The sequence below is a fragment of the Streptomyces sp. NPDC028419 genome (assembly GCF_055565515.1).
Genome location: NZ_JBVHUE010000022.1, coordinates 16,457 through 38,246 on the forward strand (window position 1 = coordinate 16,457; position 21,790 = coordinate 38,246).

General features: G+C 73.9%; 18 protein-coding genes. 14 read left to right on the forward strand and 4 right to left on the reverse strand.

The window, feature by feature from the left end:
• Positions 1–2,244, forward strand: a complete 2,244-nt coding sequence (locus ACZ4UB_RS24545) for a bifunctional salicylyl-CoA 5-hydroxylase/oxidoreductase (RefSeq protein WP_468073182.1) — start codon at positions 1–3, stop codon at positions 2,242–2,244.
• 157 nt (positions 2,245–2,401) lie between these two features.
• On the opposite strand, the gene ACZ4UB_RS24550 is transcribed toward ACZ4UB_RS24545, so the two are convergent.
• Genes ACZ4UB_RS24550 through ACZ4UB_RS24560 form a run of 3 tightly spaced genes read right to left on the reverse strand, consistent with a single transcriptional unit; the run spans position 2,402 to position 5,738 of the window.
• Positions 2,402–3,250 carry a GNAT family N-acetyltransferase gene (locus tag ACZ4UB_RS24550; RefSeq protein WP_468073184.1) on the reverse strand — a complete coding sequence of 283 codons (849 nt, stop codon included), beginning with the start codon at positions 3,248–3,250 and terminating at the stop codon, positions 2,402–2,404.
• 60 nt (positions 3,251–3,310) lie between these two features.
• A complete protein-coding gene (locus tag ACZ4UB_RS24555) occupies positions 3,311–4,135 on the reverse strand; it encodes a PaaX family transcriptional regulator (RefSeq protein ID WP_468073186.1) in 825 nt (274 codons plus the stop codon).
• Between the two features lie 4 nt (positions 4,136–4,139).
• Positions 4,140–5,738, reverse strand: coding sequence for an AMP-binding protein (locus ACZ4UB_RS24560; protein ID WP_468073188.1), 1,599 nt, complete (start codon positions 5,736–5,738; stop codon positions 4,140–4,142).
• Positions 5,739–5,901: 163 nt separating this feature from the next.
• On the opposite strand from ACZ4UB_RS24560, the gene ACZ4UB_RS24565 reads away from it, so the two are divergent.
• Genes ACZ4UB_RS24565 through ACZ4UB_RS24575 form a run of 3 tightly spaced genes read left to right on the forward strand, consistent with a single transcriptional unit; the run spans position 5,902 to position 7,972 of the window.
• Complete coding sequence (locus ACZ4UB_RS24565; protein WP_468073190.1) at positions 5,902–7,092, forward strand: acyl-CoA dehydrogenase family protein; 1,191 nt, start codon at positions 5,902–5,904, stop codon at positions 7,090–7,092.
• Positions 7,089–7,484, forward strand: coding sequence for a RidA family protein (locus ACZ4UB_RS24570; RefSeq protein WP_385777258.1), 396 nt, complete (start codon positions 7,089–7,091; stop codon positions 7,482–7,484). The genes ACZ4UB_RS24565 and ACZ4UB_RS24570 overlap by 4 nt, the downstream gene beginning before the upstream one ends.
• A 56-nt stretch (positions 7,485–7,540) precedes the next feature.
• Complete coding sequence (locus tag ACZ4UB_RS24575; RefSeq protein ID WP_468073192.1) at positions 7,541–7,972, forward strand: hypothetical protein; 432 nt, start codon at positions 7,541–7,543, stop codon at positions 7,970–7,972.
• A gap of 36 nt (positions 7,973–8,008) precedes the next feature.
• Here ACZ4UB_RS24575 and ACZ4UB_RS24580 read toward each other — a convergent pair whose 3' ends face one another.
• Positions 8,009–9,379 (reverse strand): aminopeptidase P family protein, encoded by a 1,371-nt coding sequence (locus ACZ4UB_RS24580; RefSeq protein ID WP_468073194.1) that lies wholly within the window; start codon positions 9,377–9,379, stop codon positions 8,009–8,011.
• 168 nt (positions 9,380–9,547) lie between these two features.
• Here ACZ4UB_RS24580 and ACZ4UB_RS24585 point away from each other — a divergent pair, with 168 nt between their 5' ends.
• The 10 genes from ACZ4UB_RS24585 to ACZ4UB_RS24630 all read left to right on the forward strand — a co-directional run bounded on the left by ACZ4UB_RS24585 (position 9,548) and on the right by ACZ4UB_RS24630 (position 21,789).
• Positions 9,548–11,962: a collagenase gene (locus ACZ4UB_RS24585; RefSeq protein ID WP_468073196.1), complete on the forward strand. Its 2,415-nt coding sequence runs from the start codon at positions 9,548–9,550 to the stop codon at positions 11,960–11,962.
• A 91-nt stretch (positions 11,963–12,053) separates the two neighbouring features.
• Complete coding sequence (locus ACZ4UB_RS24590; RefSeq protein WP_468073198.1) at positions 12,054–13,214, forward strand: NAD(P)/FAD-dependent oxidoreductase; 1,161 nt, start codon at positions 12,054–12,056, stop codon at positions 13,212–13,214.
• Positions 13,214–13,552, forward strand: coding sequence for a (2Fe-2S)-binding protein (locus tag ACZ4UB_RS24595; RefSeq protein ID WP_354379134.1), 339 nt, complete (start codon positions 13,214–13,216; stop codon positions 13,550–13,552). The genes ACZ4UB_RS24590 and ACZ4UB_RS24595 overlap by 1 nt, the downstream gene beginning before the upstream one ends.
• Positions 13,533–14,975, forward strand: coding sequence for an FAD/NAD(P)-dependent oxidoreductase (locus tag ACZ4UB_RS24600; RefSeq protein ID WP_468073201.1), 1,443 nt, complete (start codon positions 13,533–13,535; stop codon positions 14,973–14,975). The genes ACZ4UB_RS24595 and ACZ4UB_RS24600 overlap by 20 nt, the downstream gene beginning before the upstream one ends.
• 75 nt (positions 14,976–15,050) lie before the next feature.
• Complete coding sequence (locus ACZ4UB_RS24605) at positions 15,051–15,980, forward strand: dihydrodipicolinate synthase family protein (RefSeq protein ID WP_354379136.1); 930 nt, start codon at positions 15,051–15,053, stop codon at positions 15,978–15,980.
• A gap of 69 nt (positions 15,981–16,049) precedes the next feature.
• A complete protein-coding gene (locus tag ACZ4UB_RS24610) occupies positions 16,050–17,054 on the forward strand; it encodes a proline racemase family protein (protein ID WP_468073203.1) in 1,005 nt (334 codons plus the stop codon).
• A complete protein-coding gene (locus tag ACZ4UB_RS24615; RefSeq protein ID WP_468073205.1) occupies positions 17,051–18,118 on the forward strand; it encodes a proline racemase family protein in 1,068 nt (355 codons plus the stop codon). Before ACZ4UB_RS24610 ends, ACZ4UB_RS24615 begins: the two co-directional genes overlap by 4 nt.
• Positions 18,119–18,159: 41 nt before the next feature.
• The gene (locus ACZ4UB_RS24620; RefSeq protein WP_468073367.1) at positions 18,160–19,077 is read left to right on the forward strand and encodes an ornithine cyclodeaminase family protein; all 918 of its coding nucleotides are present in this window, start codon (positions 18,160–18,162) and stop codon (positions 19,075–19,077) included.
• A 40-nt stretch (positions 19,078–19,117) separates the two neighbouring features.
• Positions 19,118–19,840, forward strand: coding sequence for a GntR family transcriptional regulator (locus tag ACZ4UB_RS24625; RefSeq protein ID WP_385777278.1), 723 nt, complete (start codon positions 19,118–19,120; stop codon positions 19,838–19,840).
• Positions 19,841–20,046: 206 nt separating this feature from the next.
• The gene (locus ACZ4UB_RS24630) at positions 20,047–21,789 is read left to right on the forward strand and encodes an ABC transporter substrate-binding protein (RefSeq protein ID WP_468073207.1); all 1,743 of its coding nucleotides are present in this window, start codon (positions 20,047–20,049) and stop codon (positions 21,787–21,789) included.
• Position 21,790: the final 1 nt, after the last annotated feature.

Genomic DNA, 21,790 nt, shown 5'->3' on the forward strand with positions numbered 1-21,790 from the left:
ATGAAGGTCGCTGTCGTGGGCGGGGGACCGGGGGGCCTGTACGCCGCCGCTCTGCTGGCCCGGCAGGGACACCGGGTCGAGGTGTGGGAGGCCAACGCCGCCGACGACACCTTCGGCTTCGGCGTGGTGCTCTCCGACGAGACCCTCGGCGGCATCGAACGCGCCGACACCGAGGTCTACGCCGCCCTGTCCGCCGAGTTCGTCCGCTGGGACGACATCGACGTCGTCCACCGCGGCCGGATCCTCACCTCCGGCGGCCACGGCTTCGCCGCCCTGGGCCGCCGCCGGCTCCTGGAGATCCTGCACGCCCGCTGCGCCGAGCTGGGCGTCCGGCTCCGCTTCCACACCCGACTGCCCGCGGCCCAGGCGCTGGGGGCGACGTACGACCTGGTCATCGCCGCCGACGGGGTGCACAGCGCCACCCGCGAGGCCGGGGCCGACATCTTCCGACCCCGGCTGGAGACCGGCCGCAGCCGCTACATCTGGCTCGCCGCCGACTTCGCCTTCGACGCCTTCCGCTTCGAGATCGCCGAGACCGAACACGGCATCATGCAGCTGCACGGATACCCCTACCGCGCCGACGCCTCGACCGTCATCGTCGAGATGCGGGAGGAGGTCTGGCGGGCCGCCGGGCTCGACCTCTGCGACGAGGACGAATCGGCCTCCCGCTGCGCCAAGACCTTCGGCGAGGCGCTGCGCGGGCGCGCGCTGCGCGGCAACCGCTCCGCCTGGACGGCCTTCCGTACGGTCGTCAACGACCGCTGGTCCCAGGGCAACGTGACCCTCCTCGGGGACGCCGCGCACACCGCCCACTTCTCCATCGGCTCGGGCACCAAGCTCGCCGTCGAGGACGCCCTCGCCCTCGCCGAGGCCGTCCGCGAACGACCCGACCCCGCCGACGTGCCGGCCGCCCTCGCCGCCTACGAGGCCGCGCGCCGCCCGGCCGTCGCCAGCACCCAGCGCGCGGCGGCGGCCAGCATGCGCTGGTTCGAGGAACTCGCCGGATACGTCGACCAGCCGCCCCGGCAGTTCGCCTTCAACCTGCTCACCCGCAGCCGCCGGGTCACCCACGGCAACCTGCGGCTGCGCGACGAGCGCTTCACCCGCGCCGTCGAGCGGGACTTCGGCTGCCCCGACCCGGCGACCCCGCCCATGTTCACCTCGTACCGGCTGCGCGGCCTGACCCTGAGGAACCGCGTGGTGGTCTCCCCGATGGACATCTACAGCGCCACGGACGGCGTCCCCGGCGACCTCCACCTCGTCCACCTCGGCGCGCGGGCCCTCGGCGGCGCGGGCCTGGTCATGACCGAGATGGTGTGCGTCAGCGCCGAGGGCAGGATCACCCCCGGCTGCACCGGCCTGTACACCGACGAACAGGCCGCGGCCTGGACCCGGATCGCCGACTTCGTGCACACCTCGGCGCCCGGCACCGCGCTCGGCGTCCAGCTCGGGCACTCGGGCCGCAAGGGATCCACCCGCCGCATGTGGGAGGGCATGGACGAGCCGCTCGACGCCGGGAACTGGCCGCTCGTCGCCGCCTCCCCGCTCCCGTACCGGCCCGGCGTCTCCCAGGTCCCGCACGAACTGGGTGCCGCCGAACTGGCCGGGATCCGGGCCCTGTTCACGGACGCCGCGGCCCGCGCCGCCGGCTGCGGCTTCGACCTGCTCGAACTGCACTGCGCCCACGGCTACCTGCTCTCCGGCTTCCTCTCGCCGCTGACCAACCACCGCACCGACGCCTACGGCGGCTCGCCCGCCGCCCGGATGCGCTTCCCGTTGGAGGTCTTCGACGCCGTCCGCGAGGTCTGGCCCGCCGACCGCCCCATGACCGTCCGCATCTCGGCGACCGACTGGGCGCCCGGCGGCACCTCCGTCGAGGAGGCGGTGGCCATCGCGGCGGCCTTCACCGCCCACGGCGCGGACGCGATCGACGTCTCCACCGGCCAGGTCGTCGCCGAGGAGGAGCCCGAGTACGGCCGCTCCTACCAGACCCCCTACGCCGACCGGATCCGCAACGCACTGGGCGTCCCGGTCATCGCCGTCGGCGCCGTCTCCTCCTGGGACGACGTCAACTCCCTGCTCCTCGCCGGCCGCGCGGACCTCTGCGCCCTGGGCCGCCCGCACCTCTACGACCCGCACTGGACCCTGCACGCCGCCGCCGACCAGGACTACACGGGCCCGGCCGCCCCCTGGCCCGCCCCCTACCGCGCGGGCAGCCGCAAACCCCCGGTGGGGCGCGGCTAGTGCTGTGGCCGGAAAGGTTTGCCGGGTCGCGGTGTCCGGTGCGGTACATCGCAAGGCGGAGGACCGCGACTCGTACTGGACGTACCGTCGTGGTCCGACAACGCGGCGAGGTGCCGTGCCGGGCGCCGTGACACGGTGAACCTTCCCGGTCACAGCACTAGCTACGGGCCAGCACGATCGAGCGGTCGCCGGTCGGGGCGTAGCCGAGCCTCGGGTAGAGGCGGTTGCTGGTGGGGTTGGCGAGGTCGGTGAAGAGGATCACCTCGGCCGCGCCCGCCGCCCGCGCTCCCAGGGAGGCCGCGTGCGTCGCCCCCGCGCCGTAGCCGCGGCCGCGGGCTTCCGGCGGGGTGTAGACCGGGCCGACCCGCGAGGCCCCGGCCTGCGGGCGGGAGAAGCTGGCCAGCGAGACGGGGGTCCCGGCCGCGTCCTGCCACAGCAACACGCCGCCGTACGACAGCCGGTCGCGCGCCCAGGAGGGGCCGGCCCGCAGGGTGTCCGCCTCCACGGCGAAGGCGCCCATCCAGTCGAGCACGAGCGGCAGGTCCTCCTCGGTGGCGAGCCGGGCCGAACCCGCGGGCGCGGGGGAGGGGGCCACCAGGGTGCCCAGCCGGAACAGCCGGTTCTGCTCGATGTCGACCGGCCGCCCCCAGGCGGCCACCAGCGCCTCCGCGTCCGAGCGGCGCGCGTTGAAGCCGGCCACGTCCGCGAGGAGGGGCTCGGTGTGCAGGGCCCGCGCCAACGCGGTGAGCGCCTCGGCGGGCAGCGCGCCCACGAGCAGGGGGTTGGGCGGGGTGCACACCGCGCCCGCCGCGACCACCCCGTCGGGGCCGGTCCACCAGCCGAAGTACGGGGTGCCGCTGCCGAAGGCGTGCGGGCCGCGCCTGCGCAGCGCGTCGGCGGTGGTCAGCAGCAGGGTGTTGGGCACGGGATGGGCGGCCACCGCCGGGCCCGCCGCGTCCAGGTACGCCGTCAGGTCTTCGGTGAAGGTCCAGGTCATGCGTGTCATGGGGGGCGTGGGTGTCATGGGGCATTGTGCGACGACCCGTGGAGTCCGGGCATCCCGTTTTCAGGGGGCGTCCGGCCCCGGCCGGGCGAAGGCGGCCCCGCGCTCCCACAGGAGGGCGTGCAGCGCCGCGAAGACCGCCGCCGCGCGCTCGCCCGGCCAGTCGGAGGGCAACAGCCCACGGGGCAGGCCGGGGTCGGCGTACGGCAGCCGCCGCCAGGAGTCCAGCGCCAGCAGGTAGTCGTGGTAGGCCTGCTCGGGGGTCGGCCCGGGCCCCGACTGCCAGCCGCGGAGCACCGGTTCGTGCTGGTCGAGGAACTCCTCGTGCTGCTTGGCCAGGGCCGCCAGGTCCCACCAGCGCGACAGTGCCTGCGCGGTGGCGGCGAAGCCGAGGTGCGCGCCGCGGAACAGGTCCACGTACGGGGTCAGTTGGAGCCGCTCCAAGGTGTGCCGGGTCTCGTCGTGCAGCGTCGCCGGGGCGATCCACACGCCCGGCGCGGCCGCGCCGAAACCGAGCCGGGCCAGGCGCGAGCGCAGCAAGTGGCGCTTGTGCCGCTCCTCCTCCGGCACGGAGAAGACGGCCAGCAGCCACTCCTCGGCGCCGTCACCGGAACCGGCGGCGGCGTAGATCCGGCGGTCGCCGTCCGCCAGCAGCTGCCGGGCCTCCTCCGAGAGGTCGTAGGCCGCCGCGCCGTCCGCCCCGCGCGCCGGCAGGATGAACCCGCGCCGTTTGAGCCGGGACACCGAGGAGCGGACCGCCGGGGCGTCCACCCCGGCCGCGCCCAGGAGGCGGATCAGGGCGGACACCGGGACGGGCCCGTCGAAGGTGCGCCCGTAGGCGCCGTAGAAGGTGACGATCAAGGATCGTGGGGTGTGCTGCTCGGCCACGGGATCACTCTAGATCGCGCAGCCGGTAGCGCTGCAGCTTCCCCGTCGGAGTCCGCGGGAGCGCGGCCAGGAAGACGAAGGCGCGCGGGCACTTGTGCGGAGCCAGCTCCGCCCGCATGAACGCGCGCAGCTCCTCCTCGGACGGCTCGGCGCCGGGCCGGGCCACCGCGTAGGCGACCACGATCTGTCCGCGTCGCTCGTCCGGGCGGCCGACCACCGCCGCCTCGACCACGTCCGGGTGGCGCAGCAGGGCCTCCTCGACCTCGGGGCCCGCGATGTTGTAACCGGACGAGATGATCATGTCGTCGGCGCGGGCGACGTAGCGGAAGTACCCGTCCCGGTCGCGGACGTAGGTGTCACCGGTGACGTTCCAGCCGTCCCGCACGTACTCGCCCTGCCGGGGATCGGCCAGATACCGGCAGCCGACCGGACCGCGCACCGCCAGCAGCCCCGGCTCCTCGTCGGCCACCTCCCGGCCCGCGCCGTCCACCACCCGCGCCTGCCAGCCCGGTACCACCCGGCCGGTGGTACCGGGCCGGATGTCCGCGTCGGCCGCGGAGATGAAGATGTGCAGCAGCTCGGTCGCGCCGATGCCGTTGATGATGCGCAGCCCGGTCCGCTCGTACCACTCCTGCCAGGTGGCGGCCGGCAGGTTCTCGCCCGCCGAGACGCAGCGCCGCAGCGCCGAGAGGTCGTACGCCGCCAGCTCGTCCAGCATCGCCCGGTAGGCGGTGGGGGCCGTGAACAGCACGCTCACCCGGTGCTCGGCGAGCGCCGGCAGCAGCACCCGCGGCCCCGCCTGCTCCAGCAGCAGCGCGCAGGCGCCGGCCCGGAGCGGGAAGACCACCAGCCCGCCCAGGCCGAAGGTGAAGCCCAGCGGCGGGCTGCCGGTGAAGACGTCGTCCGGCCGCGGCCGCAGGACCTGCCGGGAGAAGGTGTCGGCCACCGCCAGCACGTCCCGGTGGAAGTGCATGCAGCCCTTGGGCCGACCGGTGGTGCCCGAGGTGAAGGCGATCAGCGCCACGTCGTCGGCCGAGGTGTCCACGGCGCGGTAGGGCGTGGCGGGGCTCCGCTCCGCCAGCCGCAGCAGGTCGTCCGGGTCCTCGCCGCCGTACGGGGTGATCCGCAGCCCGGGCACCTCGGCCCGGGCCAGGTCCGCCACCACGTCCGCGTGGCACAGGGCGTGCCGGACCCGGGCCAGCTCGCACACCGTGGCCAGTTCCCGGGACCGCTGCTGGGCCAGGACGGTGACGGCCACCGCCCCCGCCTTCATGACCGCCAGCCAGCACGCGGCGAGCCAGGGCCCGGTGGGTCCGCGCAGCAGCACGCGGTTGCCGGGGACCACGCCGAGATCGACAGTGAGCACATGGGCCAGCCGGTCCACCCGCTCGCGCAGCTCGCCGTACGACCAGACCTCGCCGGATCCGGTGCGGAAGGCCGGTCGGTCGGCGCCGAACCGGGCCACCGTGGCGTCGAGCAGCTCGGCCCCGCAGTTCAGCCGGTCCGGATAGGCCAGTTCCGGCAGTTGGAAGAGCAGCTCCGGCCACTCGTGGTCGGGCGGCAGGTGGTCACGGGCAAAGGTGTCGGCATGGGCGGAAGGCATGAGCTTCAAGGCGGGTTCGCCCCCTTGCGACGGTCCCGGATGGGGTGGTGCCGGCCGTGCGGACGCGTCACGAGCGTATCGTGATGGTGACGACAGTCAACTGCACGCGATAAGACTGGTACGGCAGGATTCCAGTGGCCCACGCGGAGAACTGAGGCATCGGATGGCCGGATTCGCGCTCGACCCGGAACAAGAACAATGGTGCGAGCGACTGCGCGCGCTGGCCGCGCGGCGGCTCGGCCCGCTCGCCGGAAAAGGTGAACCGGGGCGCGTCAACCGGCCGCTGCTGGCGGCGCTCGGCGAACACGGCCTGCTGGAGCGCGTCTTCAGCGCGGGCGCGCTGGACCTGTGCCTGCTGCGGGAGTCCCTCGCCTACGGCTGCACCGAGGCCGAGACCGCCCTGGCCCTCCAGGGCCTGGGGGCGCACCCCGTGCTGAGCGCCGGGAGCGCGGCGCAGCGCGAGCGCTGGCTGCCCGGCGTGCGGGAGGGTCGCACCGTCGCCGCCTTCGCGCTCAGCGAGCCGGGCGCCGGTTCGGACGCGGCGGCGCTGGCACTGGCCGCGGAGCCGTGCGCGACCGGCGGCTGGCGGCTGTCGGGGGAGAAGCGGTGGATCTCCAACGCCCCCGAAGCGGATTTCTACACCGTCTTCGCCCGGACGGGTGAGGGGCCGGGAGCCAAGGGCGTCAGCGCCTTCCTGGTCCCCGCCGACCGGCCCGGCCTGACCGGCGAGGCGCTCGACATGCTCTCCCCGCACGCGATCGGCGCCCTGCGCTTCGACGGGGTGCCGGTCGGGCCCGAGGACCTGCTGGGCGAGCCGGGCCGCGGCTTCCGGGTCGCCATGGACACCCTCAACCGCTTCCGGCCCAGCGTGGGCGCCTTCGCCGTCGGCATGGCCCGGGCGGCCCTGGACGCGACACTGGCGCACACCGCGCACCGCACCGCCTTCGGCGGCGTGCTCGGCGACCTCCAGGCGGTGGCCCACCGGGTCGCCGAGATGGCCACCCGCACGGAGGCCGCCCGGCTGCTCGTCTACGCGGCGGCCGGGGCGTACGACGCGGACAGCGGCTCGGCGGACGTGCCGCGGCGGGCGGCGATGGCGAAACTGCTGGCCACGGAGACGGCGCAGTACGTCGTCGACCACGCGGTCCAACTGCACGGCGCGGTCGCGCTCCAGCGCGGCCACCTGCTGGAACACCTGTACCGGGAGGTGCGGGCACCGAGGATCTACGAGGGGGCGAGCGAGGTGCAGCGCACGATCATCGCGCGATCGCTGTACGGCCAGCAGGCGCAGCTCGGGCAGCACGAGCAGCACGGCCAGCAGCCGCAGCCCGGTCCGGCGGGGGTGGCCCGGTGATCGAACGCATCAACCCGCCCGGGCTCTCCCCGGCGACCGGCTTCTCGCACGCGGTGGCGGCCACCGGGTCCCGGCTGGTCCTGCTGGCGGGCCAGACGGCGCTCGACGCGGCGGGCAAGGTGGTGGGGGACACCCTGCCGCAGCAGTTCGAGCGGGCCCTGGGCAACCTGCTGGCCGCCCTCGCGGCCGCGGGCGGCACCCCCGCGGACCTGGCCCGGGTGACCGTGTACGCGGTGGACGTGGCGGAGTACCGGGCCTGCGCCCCGGAGCTGGGCCGCATCTGGCACCGGCTGGCGGGTCGCGACTACCCGGCGATGGCCGTCATCGGCACCACCCGGCTCTGGGACGAGCAGGCGATGGTCGAACTCGACGGCATCGCACTCCTCGCCTAGGGTTGATATGCCCCATTTTCTTAGGGATCCTCTCCGATACTCGGAGGTGCATGGATATGCGCCGTGCGATCGCCCCGGCCATCGTCGCCGGGGCCGCCGGAATCGTGCTGGGCCTGGCCCCCCTCGGTAGTGCCGTCGCCGCGGGCCTGCCACAGACCGCGCCACAGACCCAGCCGCAGACCTGGTGGTGCTCCGACAACTGGCGCGGCCAGGACTGGCGCACCTGCTGCGACCCCTCGCGCGGGGACGACCGCCCCAGCTGGTGCTGGGACAACAGCGGCTGGAACCACGACGGCAACTGGAACCACGACAGCAGCTGGGACAACAGCAACTGGAACCACGACAGCAGCTGGGACAACAGCAGCTGGAACCACGACGGCAACTGGGACAACAGCAGCTGGAACAACGACCACTGGAACCACGACGACGGGAACTGGAACCACGACGGCAGTGGGAACCACGACGGTGGTTGGCGCGGCGACCGGTAGGGCGGCGTAGGCCCCAGGGGTCGGACCGCCCAGGGCTCAGCCCTCCATCAGCGTCCCCATCCACTCCTCGATGCCCGCGACCGTGCGGGGGAGCGCGCCCGACATCAGGCGCGCTCCTTCCGCGGTGATGACCAGGTCGTCCTCGATCCGCACGCCGATGCCCCGCAGCTCCGCCGGGAGCGTCTCGTCGTCCGGCTGGAGGTAGAGGCCGGGCTCCACGGTGAGGACCTGACCCTCCTCCAACACCCCGTCCAGGTAGGCGTCCTGGCGCGCCTGGGCGCAGTCGTGGACGTCGAGTCCCAGCATGTGGCCGCTGCTGCACAGGGTGTACCGGCGGTGCAGGTCCCCCTCCGCGTCCTTCAGGACGCCCCAGTCGGCGAGCCCCTCGGCGATGACCCGCATCCCGGCCCGGTGGAAGTCGCGGAAGCTGGCCCCGGGGCGCAGCGCCGCGATGCCCGCGTCCTGCGCGGCCAGGACCAGTTCGTACACCTGTCGCTGCACGGGTGAGAAGCGCCCGGACAGGGGGAGGGTGCGGGTGACGTCGGCGGTGTAGAGGGTGTCGGTCTCCACGCCCGCGTCCAGGAGCAGGAGTTCGTCCCGGTTCAGCCGGCCGTCGTTGTGGATCCAGTGCAGCACGCAGGCGTGCGCTCCGGAGGCCGCGATCGTGTCGTAGCCGGTGCCGTTGCCCTCGGCGCGGGCGCGCAGCCCGAAGACCCCCTCGATCCAGCGCTCGCCGCGCGGGTGGGCGAGCGCGCGCGGCAGCGCCCGTACGACGTCTTCGAAGCCGGCGGTCGTGTGGTCGACGGCGAGCTGCAACTGGCCCACCTCCCAGGCGTCCTTGACCAGGCGCAGCTCGGAGAGGGCGGTGGCGAGCGCCGGATCGCGCGAGGCGTCGCGGGCGTCGGGGGTGCCCAGGGTGTCCAGGTGGGCGCAGCGGAGGCCGGTGAGCCGCTCGGCCTCGGCGAGGTCGGGGCGCCGGCCGACCCAGAACTCGCCGTAGCGGCGGTCCCGGTAGAACTCCTCGGTGCCGTCGGTGCGCGCCGAGCGCGGGCGCAGGTACAGGACGGCCTCGTGTCCCCGCGGCCCGGCCGGCTCCATCACCAGCACGTGGCCCACCTGGTCCTCGCCGGTGAGGCCGGTGAGCCAGGCGTAGGCGCTGTGCGGGCGGAAGCGGTGGTCGCAGTCGTTGGAGCGGACCTTGAGCTCGCCCGCCGGGACGAGCAGCCGTTCGCCCGGGAAGCGGGCCGACAGGCGGGCGCGCCGGGCCGGGGTGACGTCGTGCGCGGCGACCCGGGCGTCGGTCGGCAGGGGTGAGGCGGACCAGTTTCCGGACATGAAGGCGGACAACTCGGCCGATACGGGCAGATCGTGGCTGCCCGTATTGAGGCGGGAGATGCGGTCGGTCACGAAAGCTCCCTGGGAAGGCGTGAACTGGTGGGCGCACAGGGGTTGTCAGTGCAATTTCACATTACTATGTTACAGGTCACACGGCGGCCAGTTAATCCCCGTCAAACGCCGTGTGAATCAGGGCAGTTGCACCTCCCCCACCTCCCTCACCGCAACCAGGAGTTCCCGGTGTCCCAGCACAGAGCTGTGCGTACGTCCCTCCTCGCCGCCGCCGTCACGGTGACCCTGCTCGCCTCCGCGGGCCAGGTCGTGGCCCAGACGGCCGGGACCGGCTCCGCCCCGGTCCCCACGACGTTCGCCTCGGGCACGCCCGCCGCCGCTCCGGCCCAGGCCCCGGCCGGTCAGAACCCCTTCGACGAGGTCGACCGCCTCGCCAGCGCCCCGGCGCTCACCAACGCACCGGCCCCCGCGCCGGGCACCGGCCAGGAGCCGGGCAGGATCGCGGGTCCCGCCCCCGCCCCCGCCTTGAGCGCGACCCAACTCGCGGACCGCGGCGCCGAGAAGGCGGGCAAGGCGACGGCCCGGGGCACCGCCTCGAGCGGCCTGGTGGCCGCGGGCGTCCCCTGCACCCTCGACGGCATCACGGGCCTGAGCCCCGAGCAGTTCGCCGACTTCCTCGCCGACTCCGCGGTCACGGCCGACGGTTGCCTGCGCGGACTCATCTGGACCTGGGACGCCCGGCTCGCCCCGGTGATGTCCGACGCCCACGTCCAGGCCGTCTCCCGGCGGATATCGAGCCTGGCCGCCGCGCACGACGGCCGCAACTCCTCGCACCTGGAGGAGATGTTCACCTACCTGCACGCGGTCGTCTACCACGACTACTCGCGCACCGAGATCGACGTCACCGACGCCCCGACGGTCGATGCCATGCGCCGCGCGATCGCCGACTTCGGCGGCGCCGCCCGCACCTTCGACGTCAGCGCCTCCAACGCCCGCACCCTGCGCGAAGCCCTCTACGCCGGCAGCGCCCCGGGCCTGCGCCAGCACCAGTTGGGCCTGATCAAGAAGGTCCTGGTCACCCTGGACCCGGCGCACCCGCAGACCAACCTGGACGCCTCCTGGGCGGGCGCCGTCCTCGCCGGCCTCTCCGTCAACTACCTGGGCGTCTACCCGGGCAACAACGACGCCGCCTTCCACGCGGCGGTCGCGGCCGACCCCGAGTACCGGGCCCTGTTCAAGGCCTACGCCGGCTACGGCCACCTGAAGGGCACCGTCAACGCCTGGGCTGCGCGCGACGCGATCAGCGAGTACGGCCGCTTCGGCCAGGTCGAGGGCCTGCAGCCGCAGATCATCGCCGATCTCGGCGCCCTGCTCGAACAGGTCAAGGCGACCTTCGGCAACGGCAGCGAGCAGTGGGCCAAGGTGGTCTCCTGGCTCAACACCTACAACGCCTGCAAGCAGTACGGGGTGTGCAAGGAGGACATCGAGAAGAAGCTCTTCCCCAACACCTACTCCTACGACAACGGCGGCATCAAGGTCCGCACCGCCCTCGACCGGGCCACCGTCGACCAGCTCTACTACGCGAGCAAGCAGGTCAAGACCCAGTTCCACCGGGTGCTCGGGACCGACCAGCCGCTCGCCGGCGACCCCAACACCGCCCTGAACATCGTGCTGTACGCCTCCCGCGCCGACTACGAGAACTACCACCCGATCCTCACCGGGATGGGCACCAACAACGGCGGCGTCTACATCGAGAACGGCGCCACCTTCTACACCTACCAGCGCCGCGTGCCGCAGGACTCCTCCCTCACGCTGGAGGAGCTGTTCCGCCACGAGTACACCCACTACCTCAACGGCCGCTACGCCGTGCCCGGCTTCTTCGGCCAGGGTCCCTGGTACGAGAACGACCGCACGACGGCCATGGACGAGGGCACCGCGGAGTTCTTCGACGGCGCCACCCGCGACAACGGCATCGCCGTCCGCAAGTCCCTGGTCAAGGGGGTCATGAACGACACCGCCGGCGGCGGGCCGCGGATGAGCGTCCAGCAGCTGCTCAACGCGACCTACGACGGCGACGGCTTCCGCTTCTACAACTACGCGGGCACGTTCTTCGAGTTCCTGTGGAACGAGAAGCCCTCGGCGCTGCGCGAGATGTACACCCACCTGCGCGCGAACGACGTGGCGGGCTTCGACGCCTGGCGCACCCGGATGGGCTCGGACAGCTACCTCCAGCGCGACTACGACAAGTTCCTGGACGCGCAGATCGCCAAGGTGAACGACCTGTACGTGCCGAACACCGCCTTCACCGCCAACGACCAACTGCGCGACTCCGCGCTCGCGTCGGTGAAGTCGTCCTTCGCGTCCGCCACCTACAACACCCCCGACTGCGTGGAGAACGGCGACGCAGGCAAGCGCCGCTTCACCTGTACGGGCCGGATCACCGCGAACCTGAAGAACTGGCGCAGCGACGACCAGAACTTCAAGGACATGTCCGAGACGGTCGACTACTTCATCCTCGACCGGGCCGGCACGGTCTCCAACAACCTCGCCGACATGAACTGCTCCTTCGGCGCCCTGGAGATCTGGTCGAACAAGGTCGCGGGCACGTCGAGCTACAGCTGCGAGGGCCCGCTCCGCAGCTGATCGAGCGCGGGGCCGGTCCCGTTCGACGGGGGGCGGGACCGGCCCCGGCCACACCCTGGATGACCGATAAAGAATGTGACATATTACTGCCGTGCCCAATAGACCACCCACGGACGCATCCCTGGACGTCGTCATCATCGGCGCGGGCGTCGTCGGAGCCGCGTGCGCCTACTACGCCACCCGCGCCGGACTCTCCGTAGCCGTCGTCGACCGAGGCCCGGTCGCGGGCGGCACCACCGGCGCCGGCGAGGGCAACCTGCTCGTCTCCGACAAGGGGCCGGGCCCCGAACTGGACCTCGCGCTGCTCTCCACCACCCTGTGGCGCGAACTGGCCGCCGCCCTCCCGGCGCAGACCGAGTACGAGGCCAAGGGCGGCCTGGTCGTCGCCCCCGACGAAGCCACCCTGAAGGCCCTGCGGGTCTTCGCCGACGGACAGCGCGCCGTCGGCGTACGGGCCACCGAGGTGGCGGGCGAGGCGCTCCACGACCTGGAGCCGCACCTCGCCCCCGGCCTCGCGGGCGGCTTCCACTATCCCGAGGACGCCCAGGTCCAGCCCGCCCAGGCGGCCGCCCACCTGCTGGCCGCCTCCGGCGCCCGCCTCTTCACCGGCGAGGAGGTCACCGCGGTGCTGCGCGCGACCGGCGGCGCGGTGCGCGGCGTGCGCACCGCCCGCCGCGAACTGCTCGCCCCGGCCGTCGTCAACGCGGCCGGCACCTGGGGCGGCGCGGTCGCCGAACTCGCGGGCACCACCCTGCCCGTCCTGCCCCGCCGCGGCTTCGTCCTGGTCACCGAGCCCCTCCCGCGCGTGGTGCGGCACAAGGTGTACGCCGCCGACTACATCGCCGACGTCGCCAGCGGCTCCGCCGCCCTCCAGTCCTCCGCCGTGGTCGAGGGCACCCCCGCGGGCCCCGTCCTCATCGGCGCCACCCGGGAACGGGTCGGCTTCGACCGCGCCCTGTCCACCGAAGCCCTGCGCCGCCTCGCCGCCCAGGCCGCCGCCCTCTTCCCGGTCCTCGCCGACGTCCGGGTGCTGCGCGCCTACCACGGCTTCCGCCCCTACCTCCCCGACCACCTGCCGGCCATCGGCCCCGACCCGCGCGTCCCGGGGCTGCTGCACGCCTGCGGCCACGAGGGCGCCGGCATCGGCCTCGCGCCCGGCACCGGCGTCCTGATCGCCGCCGCCCTCACCGGCGCCGGGGCCCCGCTGGACCCCGCGCCGTTCCGCCCCGACCGCTTCACGGAGGAAGCCTGATGGCCAGCCTGCGCCGCACCCGCCGCTCCCGGGAACCGCGCGACCTCGTCGGCGGCGCGGCCCCGGCCGTCCACACCGTCGAGTTCGACGGCCGTACGCTGCCCGCGCAGAGCGGCCAGAGCATCGCCGCCGTGCTGTGGGCCGCCGGGATCCTCGCCTGGCGCACCACCCGGGAGGGCGGCGCCCCGCGCGGCGCCTTCTGCGGGATCGGCAGCTGCTACGACTGCCTCGTCACCGTCAACGGCCACCCCAACCAGCGCGCCTGCCTGGTCCCGGCCCGGCCCGGGGACACCGTCACGACCCAGGAGGGAACCGGCCGTGCCGACCTCGCCGTCTGACCTCGCCGTCGTCGGAGCGGGTCCCGCCGGGCTCGCCGCCGCGGTCACCGCCGCCGACCTGGGCCTGCGCGTCACCCTCGTCGACGCGGGGGAGCAGCCCGGGGGCCAGTACTACCGCCACCCCGCGCCCGGGCTCGGCGCCGCCCGTCCCGAGGCCCTGCACCACGACTGGGCCGCCTTCGAGACCCGCGAACGGCGCCTGCGCGCCCACGAGTCGACGGGCCGGATCACCTTCCTGCCCGCCCACCACGTCTGGACGGTGGTCCCCGACGCCGGGACCGGGGCCGGCGCGGACGCCGACGGTTGGCTGCTGCACGCCGTCGCGGGAACCCGGGGCGAGGACGAGCGCGCCGTCACCCTGCGGGCCCGCGCCGTGCTGCTCGCCACCGGCGCCCACGAGCGCCAACTGCCCTTCCCCGGCTGGACCCTGCCGGGCGTGATCGGGGCCGGGGGAGCGCAGGCCATGCTCAAGGGCGGCCTCGTACTGCCCGGCCGCCGGATCGTGGTCGCGGGCAGCGGCCCGCTGCTGCTCGCGGTCGCCGGCTCGCTGGCCGCCGCCGGGGCCCGGGTGCCCGCCGTCGTCGAAGCCTCCTCCTACACGGCCTACGCCGGCCGCGTGCCCACCCTGCTGCGCAACCCCGGCAAGCTCGTCGAAGGCGCCGTCCACGGCGGTGCGTTGCTGCGCCACCGGGTGCCCCTGCGCACCCGCCGCGCCGTCGTCGAGGCCCAGGGCACCGACCGGGTGGAGGCCGTGGTCGTGGCCCGGCTCGACCGCGACTGGCAGCCCGTACCCGGCACCGAGCGCCGGATCCCCTGCGACGCGCTCGCGGTGGGCCACGGCCTGGTGCCCCAGCTGGAACTCGCCACCGGGCTCGGCTGCGCCACCGTGCGCGCGGCGGACGGGACGGTGGCGCTCGACCTCGACGCGAGCCAGCGGACCTCCGTCCCCGGCATCTGGTCGGCGGGCGAGACCGGGGGCATCGGAGGCGCCGGACTTGCCCTCGCCGAGGGGGAGTTGGCGGCCCTGGCGATCGCGGGGCGGCCCGCCCCGGCCGCCCTCGTGCGCCGGCGGGCCCGGCTGCGGGCCTTCGCCGACGCGATGGGCGCGGCCCACCGTCCGGGCTCCGGCTGGACCGGGTGGCTGCCGGACGACGCCGTCGTCTGCCGCTGCGAGGAGGTTCCGGCCGGGCGGATCCGGGAGGCCGTGGCCGACCTGGGCGCGCGGGACGCCCGTACCGTCAAACTGCTCACCCGCGCCGGCATGGGCTGGTGCCAGGGGCGGATGTGCGGCGCCGCCGTCGCGGCGCTCGCCGGCGACGAGGCGGCCGCGGACCGGCGGCCGTTGTCCTGCCCGGTACCGCTGCGCCAGCTCGCCGAGCTGCCCGCTGCCGACGCCCCGGCCCCGCTGCCCGCGGACCACTGATCGGGAGGCCGCACCCCTTGTGGCCGCCCTTCGCTCACTAGTAAAATGTCACACATCACATAAGGGAGTTCTGTCATGACGCACGCGCACACCCCCGCGCCCAGCACCGCCACGCCCCGCACCCGCCCCTGGCACGGCATCATGGTCGCCACCGCGCTGCCGATGCGCGAGGACCACTCCGTCGACTACGACGCCTACGCCGACCACGTGGCCTGGCTGATCGCCAACGGCTGCGACGGCGTCGTGCCCAACGGCTCGCTCGGCGAGTACCAGACCCTCACCGACGAGGAGCGCGCCCGGGTCGTCCGCACCGCCGTCGAGGCCGCCGGTGACGGGGCCCGCGTCATGCCCGGCGTCGCCGCCTACGGCAGCGCCGAGTCCCGCCGCTGGGCCGAACAGGCCGCCGAAGCGGGCGCGGGCTCCGTCCTGCTGCTCCCGCCGAACGCCTACCGCGCCGACCACGACGCCGTGCGCGCCCACTACGCCGAGGTCGCCCGGGCCGGGGTGCCCGTCGTCGCCTACAACAACCCCATTGACACCAAGGTCGACCTGACCCCGGCGCTCCTCGCCCGGCTGCACGCCGACGCCAGCATCGTCGCCGTCAAGGAGTTCACCGGGGACGTCCGCCGCGCCTACGAGATCGCCGAACTCGCGCCGGGCCTCGACCTGCTCATCGGCTCCGACGACGTACTGCTCGAACTCGCCCTCGCCGGCGCCGTCGGCTGGATCGCCGGCTACCCCAACGCCCTGCCCCGCTCCTGTGCCACGCTCTACCGGGCCGCCGTCGCCGGCGACCTGGAGACCGCGCTGCCGCTGTACCGGTCGCTGCACCCGCTGCTGCGCTGGGACTCCAAGACCGAGTTCGTCCAGGCCATCAAGCTCTCCATGGACCTGGCCGGCCGCCCCGGCGGTTCGGTGCGGCCGCCCCGCTTCCCGCTCACGGGCGAGATCGACGCGGCCGTCCGCGCCGCCACCGAGAAGGCCCTCGCCGAGGGCCTCAACTAGCCCGTCCACCGGCCCGCTCACCCGCCCATTCGCCCGCCCGGCCGCCGGCCGCGACTCCTGGGGGACCCCATGCGCACCCGCCACGTCTACCACGCCGTGGATTCACACACCGAGGGCATGCCCACCCGGGTGATCACCGGCGGAGTCGGGGTGATCCCCGGCGCCACCATGGCCGACAAGCGGCTCCACTTCATCGCGCACATGGACCACATCCGCACCCTGCTGATGAACGAACCGCGCGGACACGCGGCGATGAGCGGGGCCATCCTCCAGCCGCCCACCCGCCCCGACGCCGACTTCGGGGTCCTCTACATCGAGGTGTCGGGGCTGCTCCCGATGTGCGGCCACGGCACGATCGGGGTCGCCACCGTCCTCGTCGAGACCGGCATGGTGCCCGTCGTCGAGCCCGTCACCACGGTCCGCCTCGACACCCCGGCGGGCCTGGTCAGCGTCGACGTCCAGGTCCGGGACGGGGTGGCCGAGCACGTCACCCTCACCAACGTCCCCTCCTTCTGCGTCGGCCTCGACCTCAAGACCGAGGTCCCCGGCTACGGCACCGTCACCTACGACCTCGCCTACGGCGGCAACTTCTACGCCTTCGTCGAACTCGACGCCCTCGGCCTGCCCTTCGACCGGGCCCGGGGCAACGACCTGCTCGCCGCCGGACTCGCGATCATGGAGGCGATCAACGCGGGCGAGGACCGGCCGGTCCACCCGGAGAACCCCTCCATCGGCGGCGTCAAGCACGTCTACCTGGCCGCCCCCGGCTCCGACGCCGAGCGCTCCCGGCACGCGATGGCCATCCACCCCGGCTGGTTCGACCGCTCGCCCTGCGGTACGGGGACCTCCGCGCGGATGGCCCAACTGCACGCCCGGGGCCTCCTGCCGCTCGGCCGCGACTTCGTCAACGAGTCGTTCATCGGCACCGAGTTCACCGGCCGCCTGATCGGCGACACCACCGTCGGCGACCTCCCCGCCGTGGTCCCCACCGTCACCGGCCGGGCCTGGATCACCGGCACCGCCCAGTACTTCCTCGACCCGTCCGACCCCTTCCCCGGAGGGTTCCAGCTGTGACCGCCCCGCACGACCCGCCCGCCGCGCACACGTCCGTGCGGACCACCGATTACCACACCGCCGGGGAACCCTTCCGGATCGTCACCGGCGGCCTCCCGCCGGTGCCCGGGGACACGGTGGCCGAGCGCTGCGCCACCGCCATCGGCCCCGGGGGCAGCGGCACGGCGCCGCGGCGGGGCGCGGTGGACGACGTACGCCGCCTGCTCGTGCAGGAGCCGCGCGGACACGCCGGGATGTACGGGGGGTTCGTGGTCCCGCCCGATGACGACGGGGCCCACTTCGGGGTGCTCTTCTGGCACAAGGACGGCTACTCCACGGCCTGCGGACACGGCACGATGGCGCTCGGCGCCTGGGCCGTGGACAGCGGGCTGGTCCCGGCCCCGCACGACGGCGACGCGCGGGTGCGCATCGACGTGCCCTCCGGCCGGGTCACCGCCACCGTCCACCGCACCGCCGGCCGCACCACCGGGGTCACCTTCCGCAACGTCCCGGCCCGGGTCACCGCCCGCAAGGTGCCCGTGGCCACCTCGTACGGCGTGGTCGAGGTCGACCTCGCGCACGCCGGGGCCTGCTACGCCTCGGTCGCCGCACGCGACCTCGGCTTGGAGACCGACCGGGAGGCGTTGCCCGCGCTCGTGCGGGCCGGGCAGGAGATCCGGGCGGCGCTGGCCGGCCACCCGGGCACCTGGCACCCGGACGGGCCGCTGCTGTCCGGGGTGTACGGGGTGATCCTCCACGAGGAGCTGCCCGACACCCCCTTCGGGCCCCACCAGCGCAACGTGACCGTCTTCGGCGACGGCCAGATCGACCGCTCGCCCTGCGGCTCGGGCACCTCCGCCCGGCTCGCGCTCCTCGCCGAGGACGGCCGCCTCGGCGCGCACGAGGACCTGCTGCACGAGTCCGTCACCGGCACGGTCTTCACCGGACGGGTGCTGCGGCCCGCCGATTCCGCGCCCGGCGCCGACGGCCTCGTCACCGAGGTCACCGGCACCGCCCACCGCACCGGCGAGCACGTCTTCCTGCGCGACCCGCACGACGCCCTCGGCACCGGATTCGCCCTGTGAGCGCCGCCCCCGGAGCCCTGCCGCAGTTCTCCGCCGAGCGGATGGCGGACCTGCTCACCCCCGCCGCCGCGGCCGACGCCCTGGCGGACGCGCTGCGCGAGGGCCCCGACCCCGAGGGCTGCCCGCAGCGGACCGCCCTCGCGGTGCCCGGCGGCGAACTGCTGCTGATGCCGGCCGCGTCCGGCGCGTACGCGGGGGTGAAGGTCGCCGGGGTGGCCCCCGGCAATCCGGCCCGCGGGCTGCCCCGGATCACCGGGTCCTACCTGCTGCTGGACGGCCCCACCCTGCGCCCGCTGGCCCTCTTCGACGGGGCGGCCCTCACCGCCCTGCGCACCCCGGCGGTCTCCGCCCTGGCCCTGCGCCACCTCGCCCCGGTCGGGCGGCCGCTGGGGCTCGTCCTGTTCGGATCGGGACCCCAGGCGTACGGGCACCTCGACGCGACGCTGGCGGTGCGGGAACTGGCCGAGGTGGTGGTGGTCGCCCGTGACCCGGCGGGCGTCGAGAAGCTGGTCGCGTACGCCCGTACCCTCGGTGTGCCCGCCCGCGCCGGCGGCCCCGGCGACGTGGCCGGCGCGGACCTGGTCCTGTGCTGCACCACCGCCCGCGAACCCCTCTTCGACGGGCGGCTCGTGGCGGGCGGCGCCACCGTGGTCGCGGTGGGCTCGCACGAACCGGACGCCCGCGAGGTGGACACGGCGCTGGTGCGCCGGGCCGCCGTCTACGTCGAGTCCCGCGCGGCCGCGCTGCGCGAGGCGGGGGACCTGCTGATCCCCGAGGCCGAGGGCGCCATCGGGCCCGGTCACATCAACGCCACCCTGGCCGACCTGGTCGCGGGGCGGACGGCGGGCGGGCGGGCGCAGGGTTGTCCCCAGCTCTTCAAGAGCGTGGGCATGGCCTGGGAGGATCTCGCCGTGGCGGTGGCCCTGTACACGGCCGCCGGGGGCAACAGCGAAACGTGACATTGTACGCTGTGCCTCTGCGATCCTCGGAGGAACAGCTATGGGTGACCTGAAGCAGAACAGTCTCATCAAGGCCCAGGAGCGGCTCCGCGACCAGGTCGGGCACGCCCTCCGGGCGGCCCTGATAGCGGGTGAGCTGCGTCCCGGCAACGTCTACTCGGCGCCCGGGCTGGCCGGCGAACTGGGGGTCTCGGCCACTCCGGTGCGCGAGGCGATGCTGGACCTGGCCCGCGAGGGCCTGGTGGAGCCCGTGCGCAACAAGGGGTTCCGGATCACCGAGGTCAGCGAGCGGGACCTGGACCAGTACACCGAACTGCGCACGATGATCGAGGTGCCGACCATCGGCCGGGTCACCGAGATCGCCACCGTCGCGCAGCTGGAGGCCCTGCGGCCGATCGCCGAGGAGATCGTCACCAGCGCCCGCGAGCACAACCTCATCGGCTACCTGGAGGCGGACCGCCGCTTCCACCTCTCGCTGCTGGCCCTCGCGGGCAACGACCGGCTCGTCGAGACGGTCGGCGACCTGCGCAAGCGCTCCCGGCTGTACGGGCTCACCGGCCTCGACGAGGCGGGCAAGCTGGTCTCCTCGGCCGAGGAGCACGTCGAACTGCTCGACCTGATGATCGCCGGCGACGCGGCGGCGGCCCAGGCCTGCATGACCCGTCACCTCGGGCACGTCCGCTCGCTGTGGGCCCAGGGCCGCGACGAGCCCGTCGGCCGCAGCACGGTCCGCCTCGGCGGCGCGGCGGCCACCCGGGCCTGATCCGGCGCGCGCCGCCGCGCCCGCCGCACCGGGGCCCCGACCTGTGGATGGTCGGGGCCCCGTCGGCCGTGCGGCCCCAACTCGCTTGCGGCGCGGCATATTTGGACACGGCTGGATAACGGCGGTGCAGACCCCTTGTCAGTGCAATTTCACATTACTATGTTACCGGTCACATCGTAGAGCGCGGCCCTTCCCTGGAGTGACCCATGACCAAGCGCCACCAACTCGCCCTCGCCACCGCCCTGGTGGCGGCCCTCGCACTCGGCGCCTCGGGCTGTTCCGACACCAAGAAGGGCTCCCAGAGCGCGGGCGGTGTGAACCCGGCCGCCGCCAACGACGGCCTCACCATCGGCGGCACCCCGGCCAAGGGCGGCACCCTCACCGTCCTGTCCAACCAGGACTTCGCCCACCTCGACCCGGCCCGCAACTGGGTGATGCCGACCATGGACTTCGGCACCCGGCTCCTCTACCGCACCCTGGTCACCTTCAAGGCCGAACCGGGCAAGGGCGGCAGCGAGCTCGTCCCCGACCTCGCGACCGACCTGGGCACCCCCTCCAACGGCGGCCGCACCTGGACCTTCACCCTCAAGGAGGGCCTGAAGTACGAGGACGGCACCGCGATCAAGGCCGCCGACATCAAGTACAACGTCGAGCGCTCCTTCGCCCCGGACCTCACCGGCGGCCCCGACTACGCCGCCCAGTACCTGGCCGGCACCGAGGGCTACAAGGGTCCCCTCCAGGGCAAGCACCTGGACTCGGTCAAGACCCCGGACGACCGCACGATCGTCTTCGAACTGAAGCGGCCCGTCGCCGAGTTCTCCGCGACCACCACCCTGCCGACCTTCGCCCCGGTCCCGCAGTCCCAGGAGAAGGGCCCCCAGTACGACGCCCGCCCGTTCTCCTCCGGCCCGTACAAGATCGAGTCCTACGACCGGGACAAGAAGCTCGTCCTGGTCCGCAACGAGCACTGGGACCCCAAGACGGACAGCGTCCGCAAGGCGTACCCCGACAAGTTCGTGGTGGTCATGGGCCTCAAGGGCGGCCAGATCGACGACCGCATCATCGCCGGGGAGGGCGCCGACGCCTCCACCGTCGAATGGGCCAACATGCGGCCCGAGAGCGCCCCCAAGGTGCTGCCCAAGCCGGAGATCAAGAAGCGACTGCTCGCCGAGTCCCAGGGCTGCACCACGATGCTCCACCTCAACAACTCCCGCGCCCCCTTCAACGACCCCAAGGTCCGCGAGGCCATGCAGTACGCGGTCGACAAGGAAGCCGTCGTCACCGCGGGCGGCGGCCCGGCCCTCACCGAGGTCGCCACCTCCTACCTGCCGCCCGCGCTCGCCGGCGGCAAGCAGGCCGACCCCCTCAAGATCGCACCGGCCGGTGACCCCGCCAAGGCCAAGGAGCTCCTCAAGGCCGCGGGCAAGGAGAGCCTGAAGGTCTCGTTCTCCGTCTCCACCGGTGACAAGGGCCGGGCCGAGGCCATCCAGCAGGGCCTGGCCCGCGCGGGCATCGAGGTGGTCATCGACACCGTCGACCCGGGCGCCTACTACGACGTCATCGGCGACCTGTCCACCACGCCCGACATGTCCCTGAGCGGCTGGTGCCCCGACTACCCCTCCGGTTCCACCTGGATCCCCTTCGTCTTCGACGGACGCACCATCAAGCCCAAGGGCAACCAGGGCAACACCAGCCAGTTCCGTGACGACGCGACGATGAAGCGCATCGACGAGATCAACGCCATGGCCGACGCGAAGGAGGCCAACCAGGCCTGGCGGGACCTCGACGCGGCCATCATGGCCAAGTCCCCGTCCGTCCCGCTCTATCTGGAGCGCAAGCCGCTGCTGGTCGGAACCAACATCGCGGGCGCCTTCGGCCACCCCGTCTGGGTCGGCCAGATCGACTACGCGACCGTCGGTCTCAAGGACCCGGCGAAGAGCCAGGGCTGAC

Excerpts from the sequence above, each read along its gene's own strand:
- ACZ4UB_RS24550 (WP_468073184.1), bottom strand. The coding sequence starts at position 3,250 with ATGACACGCATGACCTGGACCTTCACCGAAGACCTGACGGCGTACCTG.
- ACZ4UB_RS24595 (WP_354379134.1), top strand. The coding sequence starts at position 13,214 with ATGGCCAGCCTGCGCCGCACCCGCCGCTCCCGGGAACCGCGCGACCTC.
- ACZ4UB_RS24605 (WP_354379136.1), top strand. The coding sequence starts at position 15,051 with ATGACGCACGCGCACACCCCCGCGCCCAGCACCGCCACGCCCCGCACC.
- ACZ4UB_RS24630 (WP_468073207.1), top strand. The coding sequence starts at position 20,047 with ATGACCAAGCGCCACCAACTCGCCCTCGCCACCGCCCTGGTGGCGGCC.
- ACZ4UB_RS24575 (WP_468073192.1), top strand. The coding sequence starts at position 7,541 with ATGCGCCGTGCGATCGCCCCGGCCATCGTCGCCGGGGCCGCCGGAATC.
- ACZ4UB_RS24545 (WP_468073182.1), top strand. The coding sequence starts at position 1 with ATGAAGGTCGCTGTCGTGGGCGGGGGACCGGGGGGCCTGTACGCCGCC.
- ACZ4UB_RS24565 (WP_468073190.1), top strand. The coding sequence starts at position 5,902 with ATGGCCGGATTCGCGCTCGACCCGGAACAAGAACAATGGTGCGAGCGA.
- ACZ4UB_RS24610 (WP_468073203.1), top strand. The coding sequence starts at position 16,050 with ATGCGCACCCGCCACGTCTACCACGCCGTGGATTCACACACCGAGGGC.
- ACZ4UB_RS24625 (WP_385777278.1), top strand. The coding sequence starts at position 19,118 with ATGGGTGACCTGAAGCAGAACAGTCTCATCAAGGCCCAGGAGCGGCTC.
- ACZ4UB_RS24560 (WP_468073188.1), bottom strand. The coding sequence starts at position 5,738 with ATGCCTTCCGCCCATGCCGACACCTTTGCCCGTGACCACCTGCCGCCC.
- ACZ4UB_RS24620 (WP_468073367.1), top strand. The coding sequence starts at position 18,160 with ATGGCGGACCTGCTCACCCCCGCCGCCGCGGCCGACGCCCTGGCGGAC.